General features: G+C 67.5%; 19 protein-coding genes, 2 pseudogenes and 4 riboswitches. Of the genes and pseudogenes, 7 read left to right on the top strand and 14 right to left on the bottom strand.

Annotated features, from left to right (window positions below; all coding sequences use genetic code 11):
- Positions 1–67: 67 nt before the first annotated feature.
- Positions 68–784, bottom strand: a complete 717-nt coding sequence (locus NVV99_RS16820; RefSeq protein ID WP_024101867.1) for a polysaccharide deacetylase family protein — start codon at positions 782–784, stop codon at positions 68–70.
- 75 nt (positions 785–859) lie between these two features.
- A riboswitch (cobalamin riboswitch) is annotated at positions 860–1029 on the top strand.
- 88 nt (positions 1030–1117) lie between these two features.
- On the opposite strand from NVV99_RS16820, the pseudogene NVV99_RS16825 reads away from it, so the two are divergent.
- Positions 1118–1431: pseudogene (locus NVV99_RS16825) on the top strand (ABC transporter substrate-binding protein); the annotation flags it as partial.
- A 2-nt stretch (positions 1432–1433) separates the two neighbouring features.
- Positions 1434–1682, top strand: a pseudogene (locus tag NVV99_RS16830) (citrate/2-methylcitrate synthase); the annotation flags it as partial.
- A 112-nt stretch (positions 1683–1794) separates the two neighbouring features.
- Here the strand turns inward: NVV99_RS16830 and NVV99_RS16835 are convergent.
- The 4 genes from NVV99_RS16835 to NVV99_RS16855 form a co-directional block, all read right to left on the bottom strand.
- A complete protein-coding gene (locus NVV99_RS16835) occupies positions 1795–3012 on the bottom strand; it encodes a cobalamin-independent methionine synthase II family protein (RefSeq protein ID WP_024101865.1) in 1218 nt (405 codons plus the stop codon).
- Positions 3013–3041: 29 nt separating this feature from the next.
- On the bottom strand, positions 3042–3530 hold the full coding sequence (locus tag NVV99_RS27110; RefSeq protein WP_024101864.1) for a hypothetical protein: 489 nt from the start codon (positions 3528–3530) through the stop codon (positions 3042–3044).
- A 143-nt stretch (positions 3531–3673) separates the two neighbouring features.
- Positions 3674–3877, bottom strand: a riboswitch (cobalamin riboswitch).
- Between the two features lie 226 nt (positions 3878–4103).
- Complete coding sequence (locus tag NVV99_RS16850) at positions 4104–5609, bottom strand: PepSY domain-containing protein (protein ID WP_024101863.1); 1506 nt, start codon at positions 5607–5609, stop codon at positions 4104–4106.
- 308 nt (positions 5610–5917) lie between these two features.
- On the bottom strand, positions 5918–6448 hold the full coding sequence (locus NVV99_RS16855; protein WP_024101862.1) for a hypothetical protein: 531 nt from the start codon (positions 6446–6448) through the stop codon (positions 5918–5920).
- 243 nt (positions 6449–6691) lie between these two features.
- Positions 6692–6768: riboswitch (cobalamin riboswitch) on the top strand.
- A gap of 247 nt (positions 6769–7015) precedes the next feature.
- Here NVV99_RS16855 and NVV99_RS16860 point away from each other — a divergent pair.
- Genes NVV99_RS16860 through NVV99_RS16875 form a run of 4 tightly spaced genes read left to right on the top strand, consistent with a single transcriptional unit; the run spans position 7016 to position 11072 of the window.
- Positions 7016–8089, top strand: a complete 1074-nt coding sequence (locus tag NVV99_RS16860) for an ABC transporter substrate-binding protein (protein WP_024101860.1) — start codon at positions 7016–7018, stop codon at positions 8087–8089.
- Positions 8090–8092: 3 nt separating this feature from the next.
- Entirely contained in the window at positions 8093–9178 is a 1086-nt protein-coding gene (locus NVV99_RS16865) for an iron ABC transporter permease (protein ID WP_024101859.1), read from the top strand.
- Positions 9175–10245 (top strand): iron chelate uptake ABC transporter family permease subunit, encoded by a 1071-nt coding sequence (locus NVV99_RS16870; protein WP_024101858.1) that lies wholly within the window; start codon positions 9175–9177, stop codon positions 10243–10245. Before NVV99_RS16865 ends, NVV99_RS16870 begins: the two co-directional genes overlap by 4 nt.
- Complete coding sequence (locus NVV99_RS16875) at positions 10242–11072, top strand: ABC transporter ATP-binding protein (protein ID WP_041803441.1); 831 nt, start codon at positions 10242–10244, stop codon at positions 11070–11072. The genes NVV99_RS16870 and NVV99_RS16875 overlap by 4 nt, the downstream gene beginning before the upstream one ends.
- An 87-nt stretch (positions 11073–11159) precedes the next feature.
- Here the strand turns inward: NVV99_RS16875 and NVV99_RS16880 are convergent, their stop codons facing one another.
- The 9 genes from NVV99_RS16880 to NVV99_RS16920 form a co-directional block, all read right to left on the bottom strand.
- Entirely contained in the window at positions 11160–11606 is a 447-nt protein-coding gene (locus tag NVV99_RS16880; protein WP_197481859.1) for a hypothetical protein, read from the bottom strand.
- A complete protein-coding gene (locus NVV99_RS16885; protein ID WP_242411653.1) occupies positions 11603–12193 on the bottom strand; it encodes a (2Fe-2S)-binding protein in 591 nt (196 codons plus the stop codon). Before NVV99_RS16885 ends, NVV99_RS16880 begins: the two co-directional genes overlap by 4 nt.
- Before the next feature lie 49 nt (positions 12194–12242).
- On the bottom strand, positions 12243–12614 hold the full coding sequence (locus tag NVV99_RS16890; RefSeq protein ID WP_024101855.1) for a hypothetical protein: 372 nt from the start codon (positions 12612–12614) through the stop codon (positions 12243–12245).
- Entirely contained in the window at positions 12611–12871 is a 261-nt protein-coding gene (locus tag NVV99_RS16895) for a hypothetical protein (protein WP_024101854.1), read from the bottom strand. Before NVV99_RS16895 ends, NVV99_RS16890 begins: the two co-directional genes overlap by 4 nt.
- A gap of 1 nt (position 12872) precedes the next feature.
- Positions 12873–13340, bottom strand: a complete 468-nt coding sequence (locus NVV99_RS16900) for a hypothetical protein (protein WP_024101853.1) — start codon at positions 13338–13340, stop codon at positions 12873–12875.
- 35 nt (positions 13341–13375) lie between these two features.
- Positions 13376–13503, bottom strand: a riboswitch (cobalamin riboswitch).
- 17 nt (positions 13504–13520) lie between these two features.
- Positions 13521–14348, bottom strand: coding sequence for a glycosyltransferase family 2 protein (locus NVV99_RS16905; RefSeq protein WP_024101852.1), 828 nt, complete (start codon positions 14346–14348; stop codon positions 13521–13523).
- A complete protein-coding gene (locus tag NVV99_RS16910; RefSeq protein ID WP_024101851.1) occupies positions 14345–15337 on the bottom strand; it encodes a glycosyltransferase in 993 nt (330 codons plus the stop codon). Before NVV99_RS16910 ends, NVV99_RS16905 begins: the two co-directional genes overlap by 4 nt.
- Positions 15334–16413, bottom strand: coding sequence for a glycosyltransferase (locus tag NVV99_RS16915; RefSeq protein ID WP_024101850.1), 1080 nt, complete (start codon positions 16411–16413; stop codon positions 15334–15336). Before NVV99_RS16915 ends, NVV99_RS16910 begins: the two co-directional genes overlap by 4 nt.
- Entirely contained in the window at positions 16410–17480 is a 1071-nt protein-coding gene (locus NVV99_RS16920; RefSeq protein ID WP_024101849.1) for a glycosyltransferase, read from the bottom strand. The genes NVV99_RS16915 and NVV99_RS16920 overlap by 4 nt, the downstream gene beginning before the upstream one ends.
- A 189-nt stretch (positions 17481–17669) precedes the next feature.
- On the opposite strand from NVV99_RS16920, the gene NVV99_RS16925 reads away from it, so the two are divergent.
- The gene (locus NVV99_RS16925) at positions 17670–18248 is read left to right on the top strand and encodes a TerD family protein (RefSeq protein WP_006552942.1); all 579 of its coding nucleotides are present in this window, start codon (positions 17670–17672) and stop codon (positions 18246–18248) included.
- The last annotated feature ends 70 nt before the right edge of the window (positions 18249–18318 follow it).

Below are 18318 nucleotides of genomic sequence, written 5' to 3' on the forward strand. Positions count from 1 at the left end.
TCAGAGCGCGAAATGGTCATCGGAGCGCGTAACAGCGCGCATCGATGACCATTTCGCGTCCCGGAGTTCACGAGGTCTGCATGTCGAGCAATTCCGACACCGTCACGAACCGGTAGCCCTCGGCGCGCAGGCCGTCGACGATCCCGGGAATCGCCTCCAGCGACGCTGTCCGGGAGGGGTACATGACGTGCAGCAGGATGATCGAGCCGGGACGGGTCTCGTCGAGTGTGGTCTGCACGATCGTCTCGGTGTCGGACGCATCGGAATCCGGTTCGACGTCCCACATCACGGTGGTCCGGTCGTGCTGGTCGAGATAGCGGGGGAGCGCGACGAGCTTCTTGCCGTAGGGCGGGCGAAAGGTGATCTCCCCGTCGAACCCGGTCTCGCGGATCGCGGCGTCGGTGCGCTCGATCTCCTCGGCCACCGTGCCGCTGCCGACGAGCATCATCCTGCGGTGCGTCGCGGTGTGATTACCGAGTTCGTGCCCGGCCTCGACGATGGCCCGGCCCAGCTCCGGTCGTTGTTCGAGTTCCGAGCCGGTGACGTAGAAGGTGGCGGGGACGTCGGCGTCCTCGAGGGTCTGCAGGACCTGCGGGGTGAGGACGCTCGGGCCGTCGTCGAGGGTCAGCGAGACCACCTTCTCGGGTGTCTCCACCCTATGGACGAGTGCCCCGAACAGCTGGAAGGTGCGGGAGTTCGAAAGCTGGAAGATCGCGACGGCGACGACGACCAGCACCACGAGCACGGCGGATACGACGACGAGGGTTCTTCGGCGGGATGCCATTCGGACATGGTGCCTCATCCGGTGTCGATGGGTGGAGGACGCCCGGTTGCGCGGTTCCGGGACCGACGCCGGGTCTTGCACTGTTCGTAGCGACGTAGGGAACAACGGTGCGAATCCGTGGCTGTCCCGCAACTGTCACCGAGGAGTGATCCCCCAACAGCATGGTCACGGCCCACAGGGGTTGGAAGGCCGGGGCGAGCGTCGATCCGGGAGCCAGGACACCTGCGTCGCCGAAGCAGGACCCACGAGGATGGACATGAACAATTCGATATCGACCGCCCGCAAGGGCGGAATTCGGCGCTGCGCGCGGTCGGCGCACTGCTAGCGGCGGCGTTGGCCGTCTCCGGTTGCTCGTCGAGTGACGACACATCCGGACAGTCGAACAGGACACCGCAGCATCGGTCTACCCGCTCACCATCGAGAACTGCGGCAGGACGCTCACCATCGACGCGCCACCACAGCGGGCGGTGTCCCTGAATCAGGGATCCACCGAGATCCTGCGGTCGCTCGGTCTCGCCGACCGCGTGGTCGGCACCGCGACCTGGACCGATCCCGTTCGGGAGAATCTCGCCGACGAGAACGCGAAGGTTCCGCGTCTGTCCGACAACAAGCCGTCCTTCGAGGTTGTGCTCGACACGGAACCGGATAGTGGGTGCAGATGTACGACATCCTCGAGAAGACCATGGCCGAGGCCACCGGCATCGAGCCGAATCCGGACTTCCCCACCGGGCCGGCCTACCACCTGATGGGCTTCGACATCGAGGTGTTCACCCCGATCTTCGTCATGAGCCGTATCACCGGGTGGACTGCGCACATCATCGCGCAAGGTGAGTCCAACGCCCTCATCCGTCCGCTGAGCGAATACACGGGGGTGCCGCAGAGGTCGATCGTGGCCTGACACCCGCTCGAACTGCATCCCGGGGTATTTCCGTCACCGTCTCCTGACCCAGGGATGCTTCCGATCGGGCCCGCAGCGTTCAACGCTGCGGGCCCAATCGTTTGCGGTCATGTCATGCGATGCGCTTCGTCGCCAACTCCGCGCCTCGGACCAGGGATTCGAGCTTGGCCCACGCGATCTGAGGATGAATGCGTCCGCCGAGTCCGCAGTCGGTGGAGGCGACCACATTCTCCGCACCGACGAGATTCGCGAAACGTTCGATGCGGTCGGCCACGAGTTCGGGATGTTCGACGACGTTCGTCGCGTGGCTGATGACGCCGGGCACGATCTGCTTCCCGTCGGGAAGCTTCACGTCCTCCCATACCCGCCACTCGTGTTCGTGACGGACGTTGGCGGCCTCGAACGAGTACGACCCGGCGTCGATGTCGAGCATGGTTTCGACGAGGTACTTGAACTCGAGATCGGTGGTGTGCGGGCCGTGCCAACTGCCCCAGCACAGATGGAAGCGGATCCGGTCCTGGGGCAGACCCCGCAGGGCGTAGTTCAGCGCTTCCACCCGGATGCGGGTGAAAGCCAGGTAGTCCTCGACCGTCGGCTCGGGGTTGATCTGGTCCCAGTTCTCGGCGATGGACGGGTCGTCGATCTGCAGGATCAGACCGGCGTCGATGATCGCTTTGTACTCCTCGCGCATGGCATCCGCGCATGCCCAGATGAATTCTTCCTCGGTTGCGTAGTGCTCGTTGCCGATCCGCGAGGCGCTACCCGGTGACAAGGAAGTCATGAAACCGTTCTCGACCCCTGCGGCCGCCAGCGCGGACTTCAGATTCGCGATGTCCGACGCGATGGCGTCGTGGCCGATATAGGTGACCGGTCCGGTCGCAGTAGGGAAGAGGGGTGCCTCCTTCCCGATCGACACCCCGCTGTCGGGATCGCCGTAGGCCTCAGCGAACAGCGTCCAGTCGCGCCGGTCGGGGAAGGTGGTCAGACGCACGTTGCCGGGTGTCGACCGGATCGGTGTACTGCCGAACGGTCCTCCGTCGGTCAACTGGAGACCGGACAGGCGCTGGAACGAGTACGACCACCAGGCACCGTAATCGACGGTCGAGGACATGGCCTTGCCGTACTCGCCGTCGCCGGGAGTGCAGATGCCGAGGTCGACCTGGCGCCGAACCAGCGCGGTCACCTCGTTGCCGAGCAACTGTGCGAACTCCTCGGAGGTATCGAGGCGAAAGCCGTCTGCCGCTACTCGTCGTGCTCGGTTGGCTTCGACGAGGGCAGTGGTGCGCGGGAGACTTCCCGCATGGGTGGTGCGAATGCGAGGGGTGGACATTGTCGACGACCTTCTTCGTAGTGCGGTAGTTATCGGTTCAGCTCGGCGCGCACGGTGGCGGCAGCGGTGACGAGATTCGCCAGTGAGGCCGTGACCTCCGTCGTGCCGCGGGTCTTGAGCCCGCAGTCCGGGTTGACCCACAGTCGCTCGGCGGGCACCGCCTGCAGAGCCTTGCGCAACAGTGCTGTGATCTCGTCCTCGCTCGGGACCCGCGGCGAATGGATGTCGTACACGCCGGGGCCCACGCCGAGGTCGAATCCCGCGGCCCCGAGCATGACTGCTGTGTCGAGGACGTGGTCGTAGAACGAGAACGTTCCGACCGGGATCGAGTCCAGCCCGGCTGTGTGTTGACGTGACCAGGTGTCGGCGCGCAGTTGTGCGGCAACCGATTCCAGGCCACTGCGGTCGAGGCGCCCGGCCCAGTAGGCTTCGGTGGCCTTCTTCAGTTCGGGGTTCGGTCCGATGCGTGCGGAGCCGAGCACGGTGGCGGTGAATGAGGATGCTGTCGGAGCAGACATCAGGTTTTCTCCGGTGTTCGTCGCTGGGTGGTCTACCGCCCGATGAACGCGCATCCCGATACGAGCCCCGTGTTCTCGACCTGTCGTCGAGGTGTTGCCGATCGGCGCGCGCCCATTCCACGAGGCGGCATACCGTCGGGCACGGCGTGCCCGACACGATCGGCAGGTCTTCGGACTCGCAGGCACCCATTCCCGATTCCGTCGGGATGGACCTAGTGGCCGTCGCTTCCCGGACCTGGTGGTCCAGTGCTTGGTGACGGCGGTCGTTCCTGCATACCGCTGCGGGACAGTCCCGGATTCCCACCGGGTTCCCTCTCACACCCGATACCTGTCGGCATCGGGTGCTTCGGCGCGCACACGAGGTCTTCGGGGCTCCTCACGACGACATGCGGCGAACCGATCGCAGCGCCGACTATACAAGGATCGCCTCCTTCCTCGGCGTGCGTGGGCTCGACGACGCTCTACCAAGTCCGGAATGCGTTCCTCTGTATACGAACTCGGGAGTATGAGGATTGCCCGGTCGGCTCGGATCCGGTGGCAGGATCCGAGCCGCCGGGCCGGAGACAGCGAGACTCAGCCGGTCGCGGAGGTCCCCTCGGGGGAGTGCTCGGGCGAACGCCGGCGCCGCAGCAGACCGACCGCGACGTCGACGAGCAGGAATGCGAGCAGGCTCAGTCCCAGCAGCGGAGCGAACCACCCGACGGTCACCGCAGCAGCGACCACCGCGACGACGGTGACCGGGTGCAGGCGTCGCCACGTCCCACGCAGCGGTGGGCGCGCCACCCGGCGCGATCCGCGGGTGGGGCGACGCTGCCACCACAGCTGGTAGCCGCGCACGATGACCGTGCCCAACGCGACCGCGAGAGCGAGCAATACCAGCTGGTTGAGCAGCCCGAACAAGATGCCCATGTGCAGGGCGATGCCCCAGGTGGTGAGCTGGGCGGCCAACGGCCAGTCCGCGAACGTGTTGGTGGCGGTCACCGCCCCGGTGGCCGGGTCGATCGCGACCGCGTCGGTGACGAACTGCCAGGGCTGGCGGGTTTCGGTGACGGTGACGGCAGTGTGACCGTCGGCCGGGATGCTCATCTCGACGTGTTCGGTCACCCGATGCTCGGCAGCGGCGGCAAGGACGCGGTCCAGAGCGCCGACGTTGCGATCGAGTGCGCCCGTATCGGTAACAGCGGCAGTATGGCCGTCGTGGCCGTCGTGTCCACCGTCTGCAGGCGCGGTGTCCGAGACGCCGAGGGTGGTATCGAGCGTCGGGGTGGTCCAGCTCAACGCGGTACGCAACTCGCCCACATTCGCCCCGGCATATGTGGACCAGGTCAACCCGGTGGCCGACAGGAAGATCAAGCCGACCGCGATCCACAGGCCGGTGGTGCCGTGCCAGCCGAGGGTGCGGTTGCGGCCCCGCGCGCCGCGGTCGAAGGTCAGCAGTCGCGCCGACTGCCGGGTGCGGGTGCGCTGGGTGCGGTAGCGCTGCACCCACAGGTACACCCCGCCCAGAGCGATGACCCACAACCAGGAGGCGGCCAGTTCGCTGTAGATCCGGCCGGGCTCACCCAGATGCAGGTGCCGGTGCAGCTGGGAAATCCAGGTGCGTACCGGCAGCGCGCTGCTACTGCCGTAGACCACCGACTGACCGGTCGACGAGGCGGTCGCGGGATCGATGAACACGGCAGTGCGCTCGGATTCACCGAGGGACGGATCGGTGAACAGCACCCGGGTGGTCTCACCGACCTCGGATGCGGGGCGTACCGCTGAGACGGTCAGGTCCGGGCGTAGCTGCTGGGCGGCGCGGACCTGCTCGGCGACCGGCAGTGCCGGACCGGTGGAATCGACGTGCAGCAGGTCGCGGTAGAGCACCTGTTCGAGGGTCGGGGCGATCGCGTAGAGGCCCCCGCTGATCGTCGCGATCAGCAGGAACGGGGCCACCAGGATCCCGGCGTAGAAGTGCAGCCGCATGATCAGCGGCCGCATGCTGCGCGGCGGTGAAGAATCCTGCGCCGCAGCCCGGGCGGGCTCGGCGGCGGAATTGTCCGCGGCGATGGTGCCGCGGTCGAGTTCGGGAACGGACATGAGTGTGTCTCGATTCGGCTGTCGTGAGGTGCTCACCGTGTGCGCGTTTTTCGGCGGTGTCCGTGCAGGAGCACGGGCACCGCTGGAGATGCGGTCGGTGAGGCGACCGTCAGGAAAGGGGGGCATCGAGGGGACTTGGCAGATCGAATCCGGTCGATGCCGCTGAGGGCACGCACGCCATACACTCGGCACCCCAGCACGGGGCGAAGGCAGGACGGCGGAAGAAGAATGTCGGACCCACCCGTCGGCGATCGCGTGCTCTCCCGCGCCGGGGACGGCGCAGCAGGCGGATCGGGTAGGGAGGCCGACTACGCCGCGGTCGGCGGTCCGCGGGTACCGGCGGCGGCGCCGGCCAGCAACCACAACGACAGCGTCGCCCGATAGAGCGGGGTCGCCGACCAGACCACGGTCTGCGCAGGCGGGACAGAAACGAGCACCAGCATCACGCGGGTGAACGCCCCCAACACGTGCAGGCACGCACCTTCGACGGCGCGCACCGCAGCGGCGGAGACCGCAACAGCGGCAAGGTGGGCGGCGATCATCGCGGGCGACAGTTCCAGCCCGTGCGCGTGGTCGTCGACCACCGAGAGGGTGGTGTGCCCGACCACCTGTCCGGCAGTCAGTGCCGCGAGGAGAAACACCCAGTTCCGATCGCGCACGGTGACGGCGGCGACCGCGGCACCGACGCCGGCGCACGCCGCCAGCAGCAACACCACCGCCGACTGGCTCGGCGGCATCCCGCCACCGGCCACACCATGGGCGGCGATACTCACCGCCCCCGACACCGACCCCACGGCAGCACCGCGCACCTGCGCAAGCACCGGCATCCGTGAGTCCACCCCGCGAGGATAGCGTTGATTCCCCTCGGGTCTCTTCTCCGGTGCCGGGACAGGGCCGGGCGATGACGTCGGTCTCCCGCACAGCGGTGGTACCGGCGTCGAACAGGACACAACCGCTACGCCGTTCGAATGGCGTTGCGCCACCACCGACCTGCACCGCCCCCGGCTCCTACTTCGGCCGAGCCGGGAATTCGGGCATGGTCGGCTCCTGCTAGCCTCAGTTCGTCCATCACGATGGGATCCGAGGAAGCCGGTGTGAATCCGGCGCGGTACCGCCACTGTGAGCGGCGCTTCGACAAGCGTCTGCGAGCCAGATACTCACCCCATTCGTACCTTTCAGCATCGGGGCGGCCTACCCCGAGAAAGGCTGCGCGAAGCCGTGCACCCATCTCTCTCCCATTCTGTCTCCGCTGTACCTCTTCGGCGTCCGGATCCTGTCGAAGGGCGCGCCATCGCGATCGCCCACGCACCGGGAATCAGTGATCAGGTCGCTGCGACCCACACCTTCCATGCCTTGATCCGGCCCGAGTGTCGATTCCCCCAGCGCATCGAAAGGACGGCCGTCGCATGACTCCGCTGAACCGTCGGACGCTGAGCGTCGCCGCCGCATGTCTGACGCTGATCAGCGCGAGCGCATGTGGCGCAGACGAGGAGAACGCCGCGTCGGCCGACTCCATGACCGTCGAGAACTGCGGGATCGACGTCACCGTGGAAGCGCCACCGGAACGCGTGTATGCCGCCTACCAGCCGGCCATCGAGATTGCGCATGCGCTGGGCATCAGCGACCGCCTGATCGAGACCGCCTTCCTCGATGCTCAGGTGTTGCCCGAGTACGCAGATGCCCAGGAGCAGGTGCCGTACGTCGAGAAGCTCCCCAGTCGTGAGGCGCTTCTGGCCACCGGGCCCGACTTCATCCTGTCGGGGTACAACAACGTGTTCACCGAGGACGGCGCCGGCGACGAGAGCTTCGGCACGCGGGCGAGTCTGACCCGGCTCGGCATACAGAGCTGGATCCTCAGCCCGCTGTGCCCCAGCGCGGACGGACTGTCGGACGAGGCGATCGACCCCGCCACCGTGAGCGTCGAGACGATCTATGACGACCTGCGCGACCTCGGGGCCCTGTTCGACGTCGAGGAGCGCGCCGAGGAGGTCATTGCCGATCAACAGCAGCGCATCGCGGCGGTCGACCAGGTGCTGGCCGGGGCGGACCGCCCGAGCGTCGCGATCGTCCTACTCGATGAGGGCGGTGGCATCCGCGTCGCCGGTGGCATCGACTTCGGTACCCGGATCATCGCGCAGGCCGGGGGCGTGAACGCCTTCGCCGACCTCGTCGAGCGACGCCACGTCGCGATCGACCTCGAAGAGCTGATCCGTCGCGACCCCGATGTCATCTTGACCAGCACCTGCTGCGACGCCTCCTATACCCGCCAGGACGGCGCCGAGGAGGCGCAGACGATCGTGCAGAACCCGGCGCTCGCGGGCCTGTCGGCGGTGCAGAACGGTGCCGTGCATCCCTTCCTGTTCGCTGACCGCGCCGCCGGAGTCCGCATCGCCCATGCAATCGAGCTGCTGGCTTCGCTGCTGCACCCCGACCTGGCCATCCAGGACGAGACCGGACAAGACGGGGGGCGAGTGAGGTAGGCGGTGACGACGGCGGCAACGACCCCGGAGCGGTCTGCGGACGGTTCGGCCCCGGCTGCCGGCGCGCCTGTCGTGCGTTCCGGCCTGCTGAGCGGCAACCGTACTCGCCTACTCGGGCTCGCCGTGGCCACGGCTGTTCTGGTGGCCGTGACCCTCGGCTCGGTCCTGCTCGGCACCCTGCCGGTCGGCCTCTCCGACGTGGTCGGGGCCGTTACAGGTTCGGCGGACAGTGACGTCGAGCGTGCGGTGCGATATATCCGCATCCCGCGGACCGTGACCGGATTGCTGGCCGGGATGGCGCTCGGCCTCGCCGGCGTGGTGATGCAAGGTCTGACCCGCAACCCCTTGGCGGGACCCGGACTGTTGGGCATCAACGCCGGCGCGGCGCTGGCGGTGGTTTCGGCGATGGTCGGTCTCGGCATCACGAGCGCTGCCGGTTACGTGTGGTTCGCCTTCGCAGGAGCTGCGGTGGCCGCCGTCTTCGTCTACATGCTCGGCTCGCTCGGTCCGGGTGGTGCCACACCGGTGAAGCTCGCTCTGGCCGGGTCGGCGTTGACCGCGCTCCTGGGCGCGGTCACCACGATGATCACCCTCCAGGACGCCTCCACGATGGAGGACTTCCGCTATTGGGTCGTGGGATCGTTGACCCGTTCGGACAGTGACGCTTTGGCCGCGGTAGCGCCGTTCATCGCCGTCGGTGTCGTCCTGGCTGTTGGCCTGACCCGCGCGTTGAATGCTCTGGCTCTGGGTGAGGATCTCGCCCGCAGCCTCGGTGCCCGTGTGTGGGTCGACCGCATCGCGGGGGCTCTCGCTGTGGTTCTGCTTGCGGGTGGCGCCACCGCTATCGCAGGTCCGGTCGGGTTCATCGGGCTCGTGGTACCCCACATCGCACGGATGATCACGGGCTCGGACTACCGCTGGGTGCTCGCCTGGACCATCGTGCTCGCGCCCATGCTGCTGCTGATCGCCGACATCCTCGGACGACTCCTGGTCCAACCCGAACAGCTGCAGGTCGGGATCATCACCGGCCTGGTCGGCGCCCCGTTCTTCCTCTACCTGGTCCGCAACCGCAAGGTGGTCGGCACATGAGTTCGCCGGTGCGCCGCGGTCCAACCCGCGACACGCTCCTGGTGGCCCCGCGAGGTACCCCGGTCTCCTTTCGGATCAGTCGCTCCTCGGTGCTGCTCACCGTCCTCGCCGGCGTGGCCGCCGTTGCGGTCGCCACGGCTTCCTTGGTCCTCGGGGTGTACCCGATCTCGGTTTCCGGCGCCGTCACCATCGTGGGAGGCGGAGGCACCCTCATCGAGCGCGAGGTCGTGCTGGGCGACCGCCTGCCCCGGGCACTGACCGGGCTCGGTGTCGGCGCGGCTTTTGCGCTCTCGGGGGCCATATTGCAGCGCATCGCCGCCAATCCGCTCGTCAGCCCCGACATCATCGGCATCAATTCCGGGGCGGCGATGGGCGCATTGACCGTGCTGCTTGTCGTGGGGGGCAGCGGTCTGCAGCTCGTGTTCGGTGCGCTGGCCGGCGCGGTCCTCGCTGCGCTGATGATCGTGCTCATCGCTTACCGGCGCGGTCTGCACGGCTTCCGGCTGGTGCTGGTCGGGATCGGTGTCGCGGCGATGCTTTCCTCCGCTATCTCCTATCTGCTCACCCGTTCCGACATCCACCGAGCCATGAGTGCCGCTGCCTGGCTGACCGGCAGCCTGGCCAATCGGAGCGGGCTGCACGTGACCATCATTGTCATCGCGCTGGCGGCGACGGTCCCGGTCCTGATCGTGGAGTCGCGGCACCTGCGGCTGCTCGAGCTCGGCGACGATCTCACCCGCACCCTGACCGGAGCCGGTCAAGGCCGCAAGGTGTCATTGCTGCTGATTGCAGTGGTCCTCGCCGCGATGGCGACCGCAGCTGCCGGACCCATCGGTTTCGTCGCGCTGGTGGCGCCGCAGATCACTCGCCGCATCCTCGCCGAGCGGCAGATCGGCCTTGCGCCCTCTGCCGCCGTCGGCGCCCTTCTGGTGGTCGGCGCCGATCTGGCGGGCCGTTCGATTTTCGCGCCGTCGGAGATGCCCGTCGGAGTCCTCACGGCGATCCTCGGAGCGCCGGTCCTGCTCTATCTCCTCGCCCGCGCCCACCGCATCGGAGCCGCCGGATGACACCACAGCCAGCACACGCGATCCGGTCGGTCTCGTTGACGACCGAGCAGCTCAGCCTGGGCTACGGATCCTCGCTGATCGTCGACCAGGTGAGCACGAGCCTGCCTGCCGGCCGTATAACGGCGATCGTCGGACCCAACGGGTGCGGCAAGTCGACGCTGTTGCGGGGCCTGGCCCGCCTGTTGTCGCCGCAGCACGGCCGAGTCCTTCTGGACGGTACCGAGCTCACCGAGATGCCGGCGCGCACGCTGGCCCGCGCCCTCGGTCTGCTGCCGCAGCAGCCCCTTGCCCCGGACGGCATCACCGTCGCCGATCTCGTCGGCCGGGGCCGGCATCCCCATCAACGGTGGTTCCGACAGTGGAGTGCCGAAGACGAGCGGGCGGTGGCTGCCGCACTGGCGGCGACCGGCGTCGACCAGCTTGCCGAGAGCCCGATCGAAGAACTGTCCGGCGGCCAACGCCAACGCGTGTGGATCGCGCTGGCGTTGGCCCAGGATCCCGACATCATGCTGCTCGACGAGCCCACGACCTTCCTCGACCTGGCCCATCAGATCGAGGTGCTCGATCTGCTCGCTTCCCTCAACCACCGGTTCGGACGCACCATCGTGCTGGTGTTGCACGATCTCAACATGGCCAGTCGCTATGCCCATCACCTTGTGGCGATGCGAGCGGGGACGCTGGTGACCGCCGGACCGCCCAGCGAAGTCATCACTTCCGAGATGGTGCGCGACGTCTTCGGTGTGGAGGCCACCGTGATCACCGATCCCGTCGCAGGCACACCGCTGGTCCTGCCCCACCGGTCGGTCGACATCGAGGCCGCCCGGTGACCGGGCGCGTTCTGCCTTCGCGGACGGACCGCTCCGCGCCGGACCTCGGTCGGCGTCCGGCTTCACACTCATGTGTGCCGGAAGCCCCTACCTGTGCGATCGCGTGGATCGGGTTCCAGCCCCAGAAATTCCGCGGATGCGGTCCCACGCCTCGAGGTGCTCCCAGACCGGTTCCTCCGTCAGTCGCTGGGTGTTGGTGAGAAACGGGGTGGGCAGCATGATCGTGAGCATCTGCTCGTCCCGGCCGTTGAACATGCGCAGACCCCAGGAGGTGACGGTGTCGTCCCTGCCGATCCTGCGGTACAACTCGGCGCGACTGCAGCGGCGGATCCGGCCGAGTTCCGGCCCACTCGCGGTGTGTTCGCCGATGCAGAGAGGGAAGTGCCACCGACCGAAGTCGACGGTGACGTACCCGTCGTACATCCCGATCTTCTTCGGTGCGTTCGGGGCCGCGACCTCCAGTGCCGAGCCTTCGATGAGCAGACCGAACCACATGTCGTTCCAATAGTTCTCGGGATCGAACACGACTGTCACGGCATCTCCTTCGAGCGGTCGTCCGGCGGGGTGGGGAAGACGCAGTCGCCGCAGACCCCGCCGGTGGGTGTGCGGTAGTAAAGACAGCAACTACGGCGACGGCCGGTCGCCGGGTCCACAGTGTCCGCCAGACGCGGATCGGACAGAAGGTCATCGACGAGAGGCTGTGCATCGGAACCGATCACCCGACCGGCACCGATCAGAGCGGATGCCGCGTTGCCCCACAACAGGCCGGCCGCGACCACGTCGCGCCACGCATGGACGAGAGGTTCGATCTGCCGGTCGAGGACTTCCGTCACGATGTCGTCGCCGAATCCGGGTTCGGTGATGTGCAAGTGCAGTCCGGCGTCGTTGCGCCACAGGAGTTGCTCGGGATCGAGCCGGATGCATCGTCCGGAGTCGACGACGGAACCGATCGCCACCGACCACACGCGTGCGACGTATCCGAAGAAGAGGGTCGATGCCGCCGCGCGCGATTCGTCGGTGTCCATCCGCGCGGCAGTATCGGCCACCAGAGCGTCGCGGGTCGCGGCGTCGACCAGATCTGCGGTGGGACGCCATCTGTCGTCGACAGGTCCGGTACTCACGCGGAAGTACGGGCTCCATACGGCGATTCGCTCGAGAACCCCGATCGCATCAGACACGGCTGTCCTCCGCTTCCAGGTCGAACACCATCCTACGAGGATCGAACCGCATGCGTCCGCGATCGAACGCCGCTCCGATACGGCCGGATTCGGCGAGAGCAGCGGGAGTGTCGCATGTCAGTGTGCGATCTGCTTCGAGCAGCCACATCCGGTCGGACACCCGTAGTGCGAGTTCGAGTTCGTGGGTGGACATGACGACCGTCAGATTCTGCTCGCGCGCCAGGCGTCCGAGCACGTCGACGAGTTCGCCCCGTCGAGCAACGTTCACCTTCGAAGCGATCTCCGTGACCGTCCTGCCACGGAAGGCACGACGACGGGCGTGGCCGATGGTCGGATCGCGTAGTTCCACGCCGGTGGAGGTCACAGTGCCGCTCCCGGTGTTCCACGCCGTGAACGAATCAGGACGGCGATGACCACGGGCGCCCCCACGATGGCCGTGACGGCATTGAGGGGGAACACGGCGGCCCCGAGCGCCGCGGCGATCACCACACCGGCGCGGTCGAGTCCGGCCAGCCCCGCGGTGAACCCGCCGACGCCGCCACCCACGAGCCAGGTCGGGGCGTCGGCCGCCTGCGCGACCACGGCTTCGAGATCGAGGGGAAGGGAACCGGTGGTCGTCACGTCAGTCGATGCGCCCGATCACGGCGGCGTCGGAGACGTACGAACCGTTCGAGACGCCGGTGAGCGCATCGAGTTCGTCGAGTTCGATCACCAGTGGCAGGTGGGTGGTCGAGCCGGTGTACAGCCTCGTGATCGGCACGTGGATCTGCTGGGCCGTGGCCAGCTCGCCCGTCAGTTCCGGGGCAGACGCACCACACTTGACCAGCACGTACGACTCGGACTTCGCGCCTGTGAACGGTTCGTTCACGGTGAGGACCTGATAGCTCTTCTCGTAGGTGATCGAGAAGTTCTCGGCGTCGACGATCTCGGACTTGTCGGGAAAGTAGTCGACCGAAGCATCGAAGTCGGTGATGCACTCGTCCGAGGCGGCGTTCTCGGTGTCGGAACCCGCCGTCGAACATCCGGCGAGCAGAAGGCTCGCGGAGGTCAACGCGACAAGGAGCTTCGGGAAGGCTGCGCGTACACGCATGGCGATGACACCCTCTCTCGGGGAAGTCCGCCCCGGGCAAGGAGGTACGGCGACGTGAGTATCTGGCTCCCGGAGATCGCTCTACCGGTCACAGTGGCGGGACCGCGCCGGAATCACACCGACTTCCTCGTGCGTCGTCGCAATGACGGTGCCGAAATTAGCACACGGAACGAAAAGTCTTCACGGGCCGGTCGTCCGCACCTTCGTCCACCGCTGCATGTCGGGGTCGAAGGAGACGAGTCCCGTCCGCTCGAACTCGTCGAGCCACCCCCGCATCGGCCACCACCCCCAACGCTGGTGGAACAGCGCGGCATTGGTGAGGATGTCGTCGAGATGCTCGACCGGCGGGCTCGACACCGGGTGGTACTGGTGGAAGGCGTGGGCGCCGCCGACCCAGGCCATCGGGACTCCGGCACGAGCGGCCTTCTGTCCGAAATCGGTGTCCTCGCCGCCGTATCCGCTGTATGCGGTGCAGAACCCGCCGATGCGGTCCCACACGAGCGACCGGGACGCGAACGACAGCGACCAGAACAATTCGTGTCTATCGTCCAGCACGATCTCACCCGAGGAGGGGAACGGACGGGCCGGATGCGGATCGATCGCGTCGCCCAGCCGGTCGAGGTCGTAGCCGTCGGCGCCCGGTTCGGACAGATAGGTGACCGGACCGTTGAGCAGCGCAGCCGGGTGCCGGCCGGCCGCCTCGGCGTACCGTTCGATCAGGTCGGGAGCCGGAATGCAGTCGACGTCGAGGAAGACGAGCAGATCCGACGACGCCGTCCGCGCGCCCAGATTCCGTGCCTCTCCGACCGGCAGTTTCGCGGAGTCGACGTCCATCTCCACTACTCGCGCCGACGAGCCGGCCGTGGCGACGACCTCCGTGACCTCCGGGTCACCCATCGCGACAACGATGTGCTCGTCGGGTGTCCGGGTGCTGCGTGCGAGGCCGTCGAGTTGGCGTCGCAGATGCGTGCCGCGACCTGCGGCGACCGTGACGACCGAGACGGTCACGATCGCTCCGCTAGGTCGTCCAGGATCGCCGCCGCGCGCGCCGCGGCACCGTCGACCTGCCAGCGTTTCCATTCGACGGGGTCGAGGCCGCGTGCTCGCTCGATCAGTTCGGGCCAGCGGTTCGGGTCGGGCCACCCGTCGAGACCCACCGCCAGTCCGGCCTTCTCCAAAGCCGTTGCGGTGGAACGCTGTTCGTCGAACGGACGGGGTTCGGCGATCACGACCGCAGGTCGCGCGGCGGCCGCGATGTCGGCGACGGTGTTCTGGCCCGCATGCCCGATCACGACGTCGGCGCCGGTGAGGACGGGCCACGGATCGTCGATCCACGGGCCGCCCGCGACACCGAGACCCTCCCACTCGTATTGAGGGTAGCGCGACGAGAACCGGTGCAGATCGTCGACGGTGATCGACGATCCGCCGCTGCCGCTCATGACGAGGACCCTCGGCTTCTCACCGGCTGTGCGGGTGGGAGACGGGCGTCCGTCGAAACGGCTGATCCCGCCGACGTACGAGGTGGCGTACGAGCGCAGCCAGTGCGGATCGTAGACGTCCTGCGACCACGGTGCGATGAGATGGTCGGCGACGCGATAGGCCAGCGTGTGGGCGGTATCGGTGCGCTCGCCCGGCATCGCGAGCACCACGACAGGGATCCCGTACAAGCGGGCGAGGAGCGTCACCTCCACCGACACATCCACTACCAGCAGGCTCGGGCGGGTCGCGGCGATCCACGACCCCAGCGCGTGCATGCGTTCGCGGAGACCGTCGTCGTGGGTGGGAACCCAGTGGAGGACGTCGTGGGCCGTCGTGTCCTGCGCGGTGTCGACGGCGAGGTCGTCGCGGGGAAGCAGCACGACGTCGTCGAAGGCGTCGGCGGCAGTGCCGAGCGGCGCCGACGACAATGCCGTCACCGGCGTCCGCAGATCCGCGCAGATGCTGCTCGCGCGGGTGCGGTGTCCGTGCCCGTGGTGATGGATGTAGTAGCCGATCATGCCGCTCCCGCGAGTTCCCGATACAGCGAGACGTAGGCATCGACCATCGTGCGTTCCGAACAACGCTCCTCCGCGCGGGCTCGGGCGGAGGCACGGGACAGACCGACAGCGCGGGGTACCGCCTCGGCCAGGCCGTTGATGTCGTCCGGCGCGACCAGGCATCCGCTGCTCTCGTCGACGACCTCCGGGATGCCGCCGCGCGCGAAGGCCACCACGGGTGTCCCGCATGCGAGGGACTCGGCGACGACGAGCCCGTACGGTTCGTCCCATTGCGGGGTGATGAGTGCTGCTGCCGAACGTCCCACCGCGGCAGCGAGATCCGGCTGGGAAAGATGACCGAGATAGATCACGTCGGGACCGAGGAACGGTTCGACGTGTTCCGCGAAGTACCCCCGGTTGCTGATCGGGCCCGCGATTCGCAGCCGGTAACCGACCCGGCGCGCGGCCTCGATCGCGAGATGCGCGCCCTTCTCCGGCACGAGGCGGCCGAACCAGATCAGATCCTCACCTCCCGAACCGACCGGCCACGCTCCGAGATCGACACCGTTGGGCACGACCGCCACCGGACCGGGCGTGACGTGTTCCCAGGCCGTCGCGGTGTGCCGGCTGACCGCGACGAACGTGCCCGGGCACCCACCCGGAGTCGCCATCGCCGACTCGAGCCACGGCGTCGGCGGCGTGTGCAGCGTGCAGAGCAGCGGGGTGTGCAACATGCGGGCCATCGCTATCGGCAGGTAGTGCAGGCTGTGGTTGTGCACGACGTCGAAGGCATCGGCGGACGGTCCGGCGAGATCGAGCATCAGCGACAGGTAGGCGTGGTGGTCGCCGAGGAAGCCGTTCGCCGGGGGCATCGACACGTCGCTGCGTGCGAGTTCGCTGACCTCGAAGGACGGCACCTCGAGGAACGAGGCCGGAAGTTCCGGATCGGATCCGGGTGCGGCGAAGAGCGTCACCTCGTGGCCGTCCTTGCCGAGCGCGTGGGCGAGATGCCACACGTGCGCTTCGAGTCCGCCGGCGAAGGGCTGGCGGATCGGATATCTGTTCGACGCGATGAGTGCGATGCGCAACGGCGTCATGATCTGCTCCGGCTGCTCATCGCGCGCAGGTAGATATCGCGATGGGCGCGGGCCAGCGCGCGACGTTCGTCCATACGTTGCGACCAGTCGACTCGCGGAAGATCCCTGCTCTCGTACAGTTCTCGCACGCAACGATCGAGCGAGTCGGCTTCGAAGGTGTCCTCGTCGTAGGTGTACACCCCGCACCGACGCTGCTCGCCGTAGAAGCCGCAACTCGGCGCGATCACAGCGGTGCCGAGGTCGAAACACGCCTCGAGCCAACCCGAATGGGTTCCGAAACGGTAGGGCAGCACCGACACCGACAGATCCGAGAGGTACTGCCACAGTTCGTCGTCGGAGAAGTACGGATGCACCCGCACGTCCACCTGGGGTTGCTCGCCGTACTGCCGGATGCGGGAACCGGCTTCCGGGTTGTACCAGTACGCATTGTCGGGATCGAAGATCTCGTCGTGCACGTTGATCTGCAACACCGCATCGGGTAGCGAGCGCACGGTCTCGGCCAGCGTGTCGAGCACCGGGAACAGATCCATGTTCGCGCGCAGGCTCTTCGCGTGGACTCCCACGACGAACGGACTTTCGTCGCGACGCGGTCGCTCGAGCCAGTGCTGTTCGACGACGTGCGGATGCGGCAGGACCGTCGCCTCCCGGCCCCAGCGCAGACGGATCCGCTCGGCGGCGCCCGGCGTGAGGGTGATCAGTTCGTCCGCGGCCGGAATCAGCACGTCGAGTTGCTTGTGGTGCTCACCGGGGGTGGGATGGTGCGGGTTCCGCAGGTCGTGCACCGTGTACACGAGAGGCTTGTCGTGCTCGGCGAGTTCGGCGACGACGTCCTGCAGCTGCTCCGCGCCGATCGCGTCGAATCCGAAATGGATGTGGAAGACGTCGAATTCCTCGTGGTGGTCGCTCACCCAGCCCGGTTCGAGCATCAACGGCGGCCACCAGCCCCCGGGAACCTTGCGGCCGTCGGCGGGAACCGGATCCGTCAACCGGATCACGTCGTCGCCCTCCGGGCAGGCGAGGTGCCGGACGTAGACGTGCGACGCAGGCACCGACGCGACTCGAATCACCACAACCGACCCTCTTCTCCCTCGCGCGACATTCGCCGTACACACCGAAAGGCCGGGAACGCCGTCCCCGGCCATTGTCCGGTGCCCTGCGGCTACCCCCGCGGGACGGCCTTCACACGTCCCTGCCCGACTCGTCCGGTCTTCACTAGGGTGGCGGTAGGCAACGATCATCGAGCGAGAGGATTCGGTATGGGTGTGAGCTTGGCCAAGGGCGGCAACGTTTCGCTGTCGAAGGAAGCTCCGAACCTGACGGCGGTGACGGTGGGTCTCGGCTGGGACGTGCGCGCGACGACCGGCGCGGACTTCGATCTCGACGCCAGTGCACTGCTGACGAGCGAGAACGGCAAGGTCCTGTCCGACCAGCATTTCGTCTTCTACAACAACCTGCGTTCGCCGGACGGCTCCGTCGAGCACACCGGCGACAACCTCACCGGTGAGGGCGAGGGCGACGACGAGAGCGTGAACGTCGACCTCGTCGCCGTTCCCGCGGAGGTCAAGTCGATCGTCTTCCCGGTGTCGATCCACGACGCCGACGCGCGGGGCCAGTCGTTCGGTCAGGTGCGCAACGCGTTCATCCGCGTCGTCGACCGCGCCGACGGCCGGGAACTCGCCCGCTACGACCTCACCGAGGATGCGTCCACCGAGACTGCGATGGTCTTCGGTGAGCTGTACCGCCACGGTGGCGAGTGGAAGTTCCGTGCCATCGGCCAGGGCTACGCCTCCGGTCTGGCGGGCATCGCACGGGACTACGGCGTCAACGTCGGCTGAGCCGACAGGGGGCAACGTCGGCTCAGCCGACAGGGGTCAACGTCGGCTCAGCCCGACAGGGGTCAACGTC

The sequence above is a fragment of the Rhodococcus sp. PAE-6 genome (genome assembly GCF_025290685.1).
GTDB lineage: Bacteria > Actinomycetota > Actinomycetes > Mycobacteriales > Mycobacteriaceae > Rhodococcus > Rhodococcus pyridinivorans.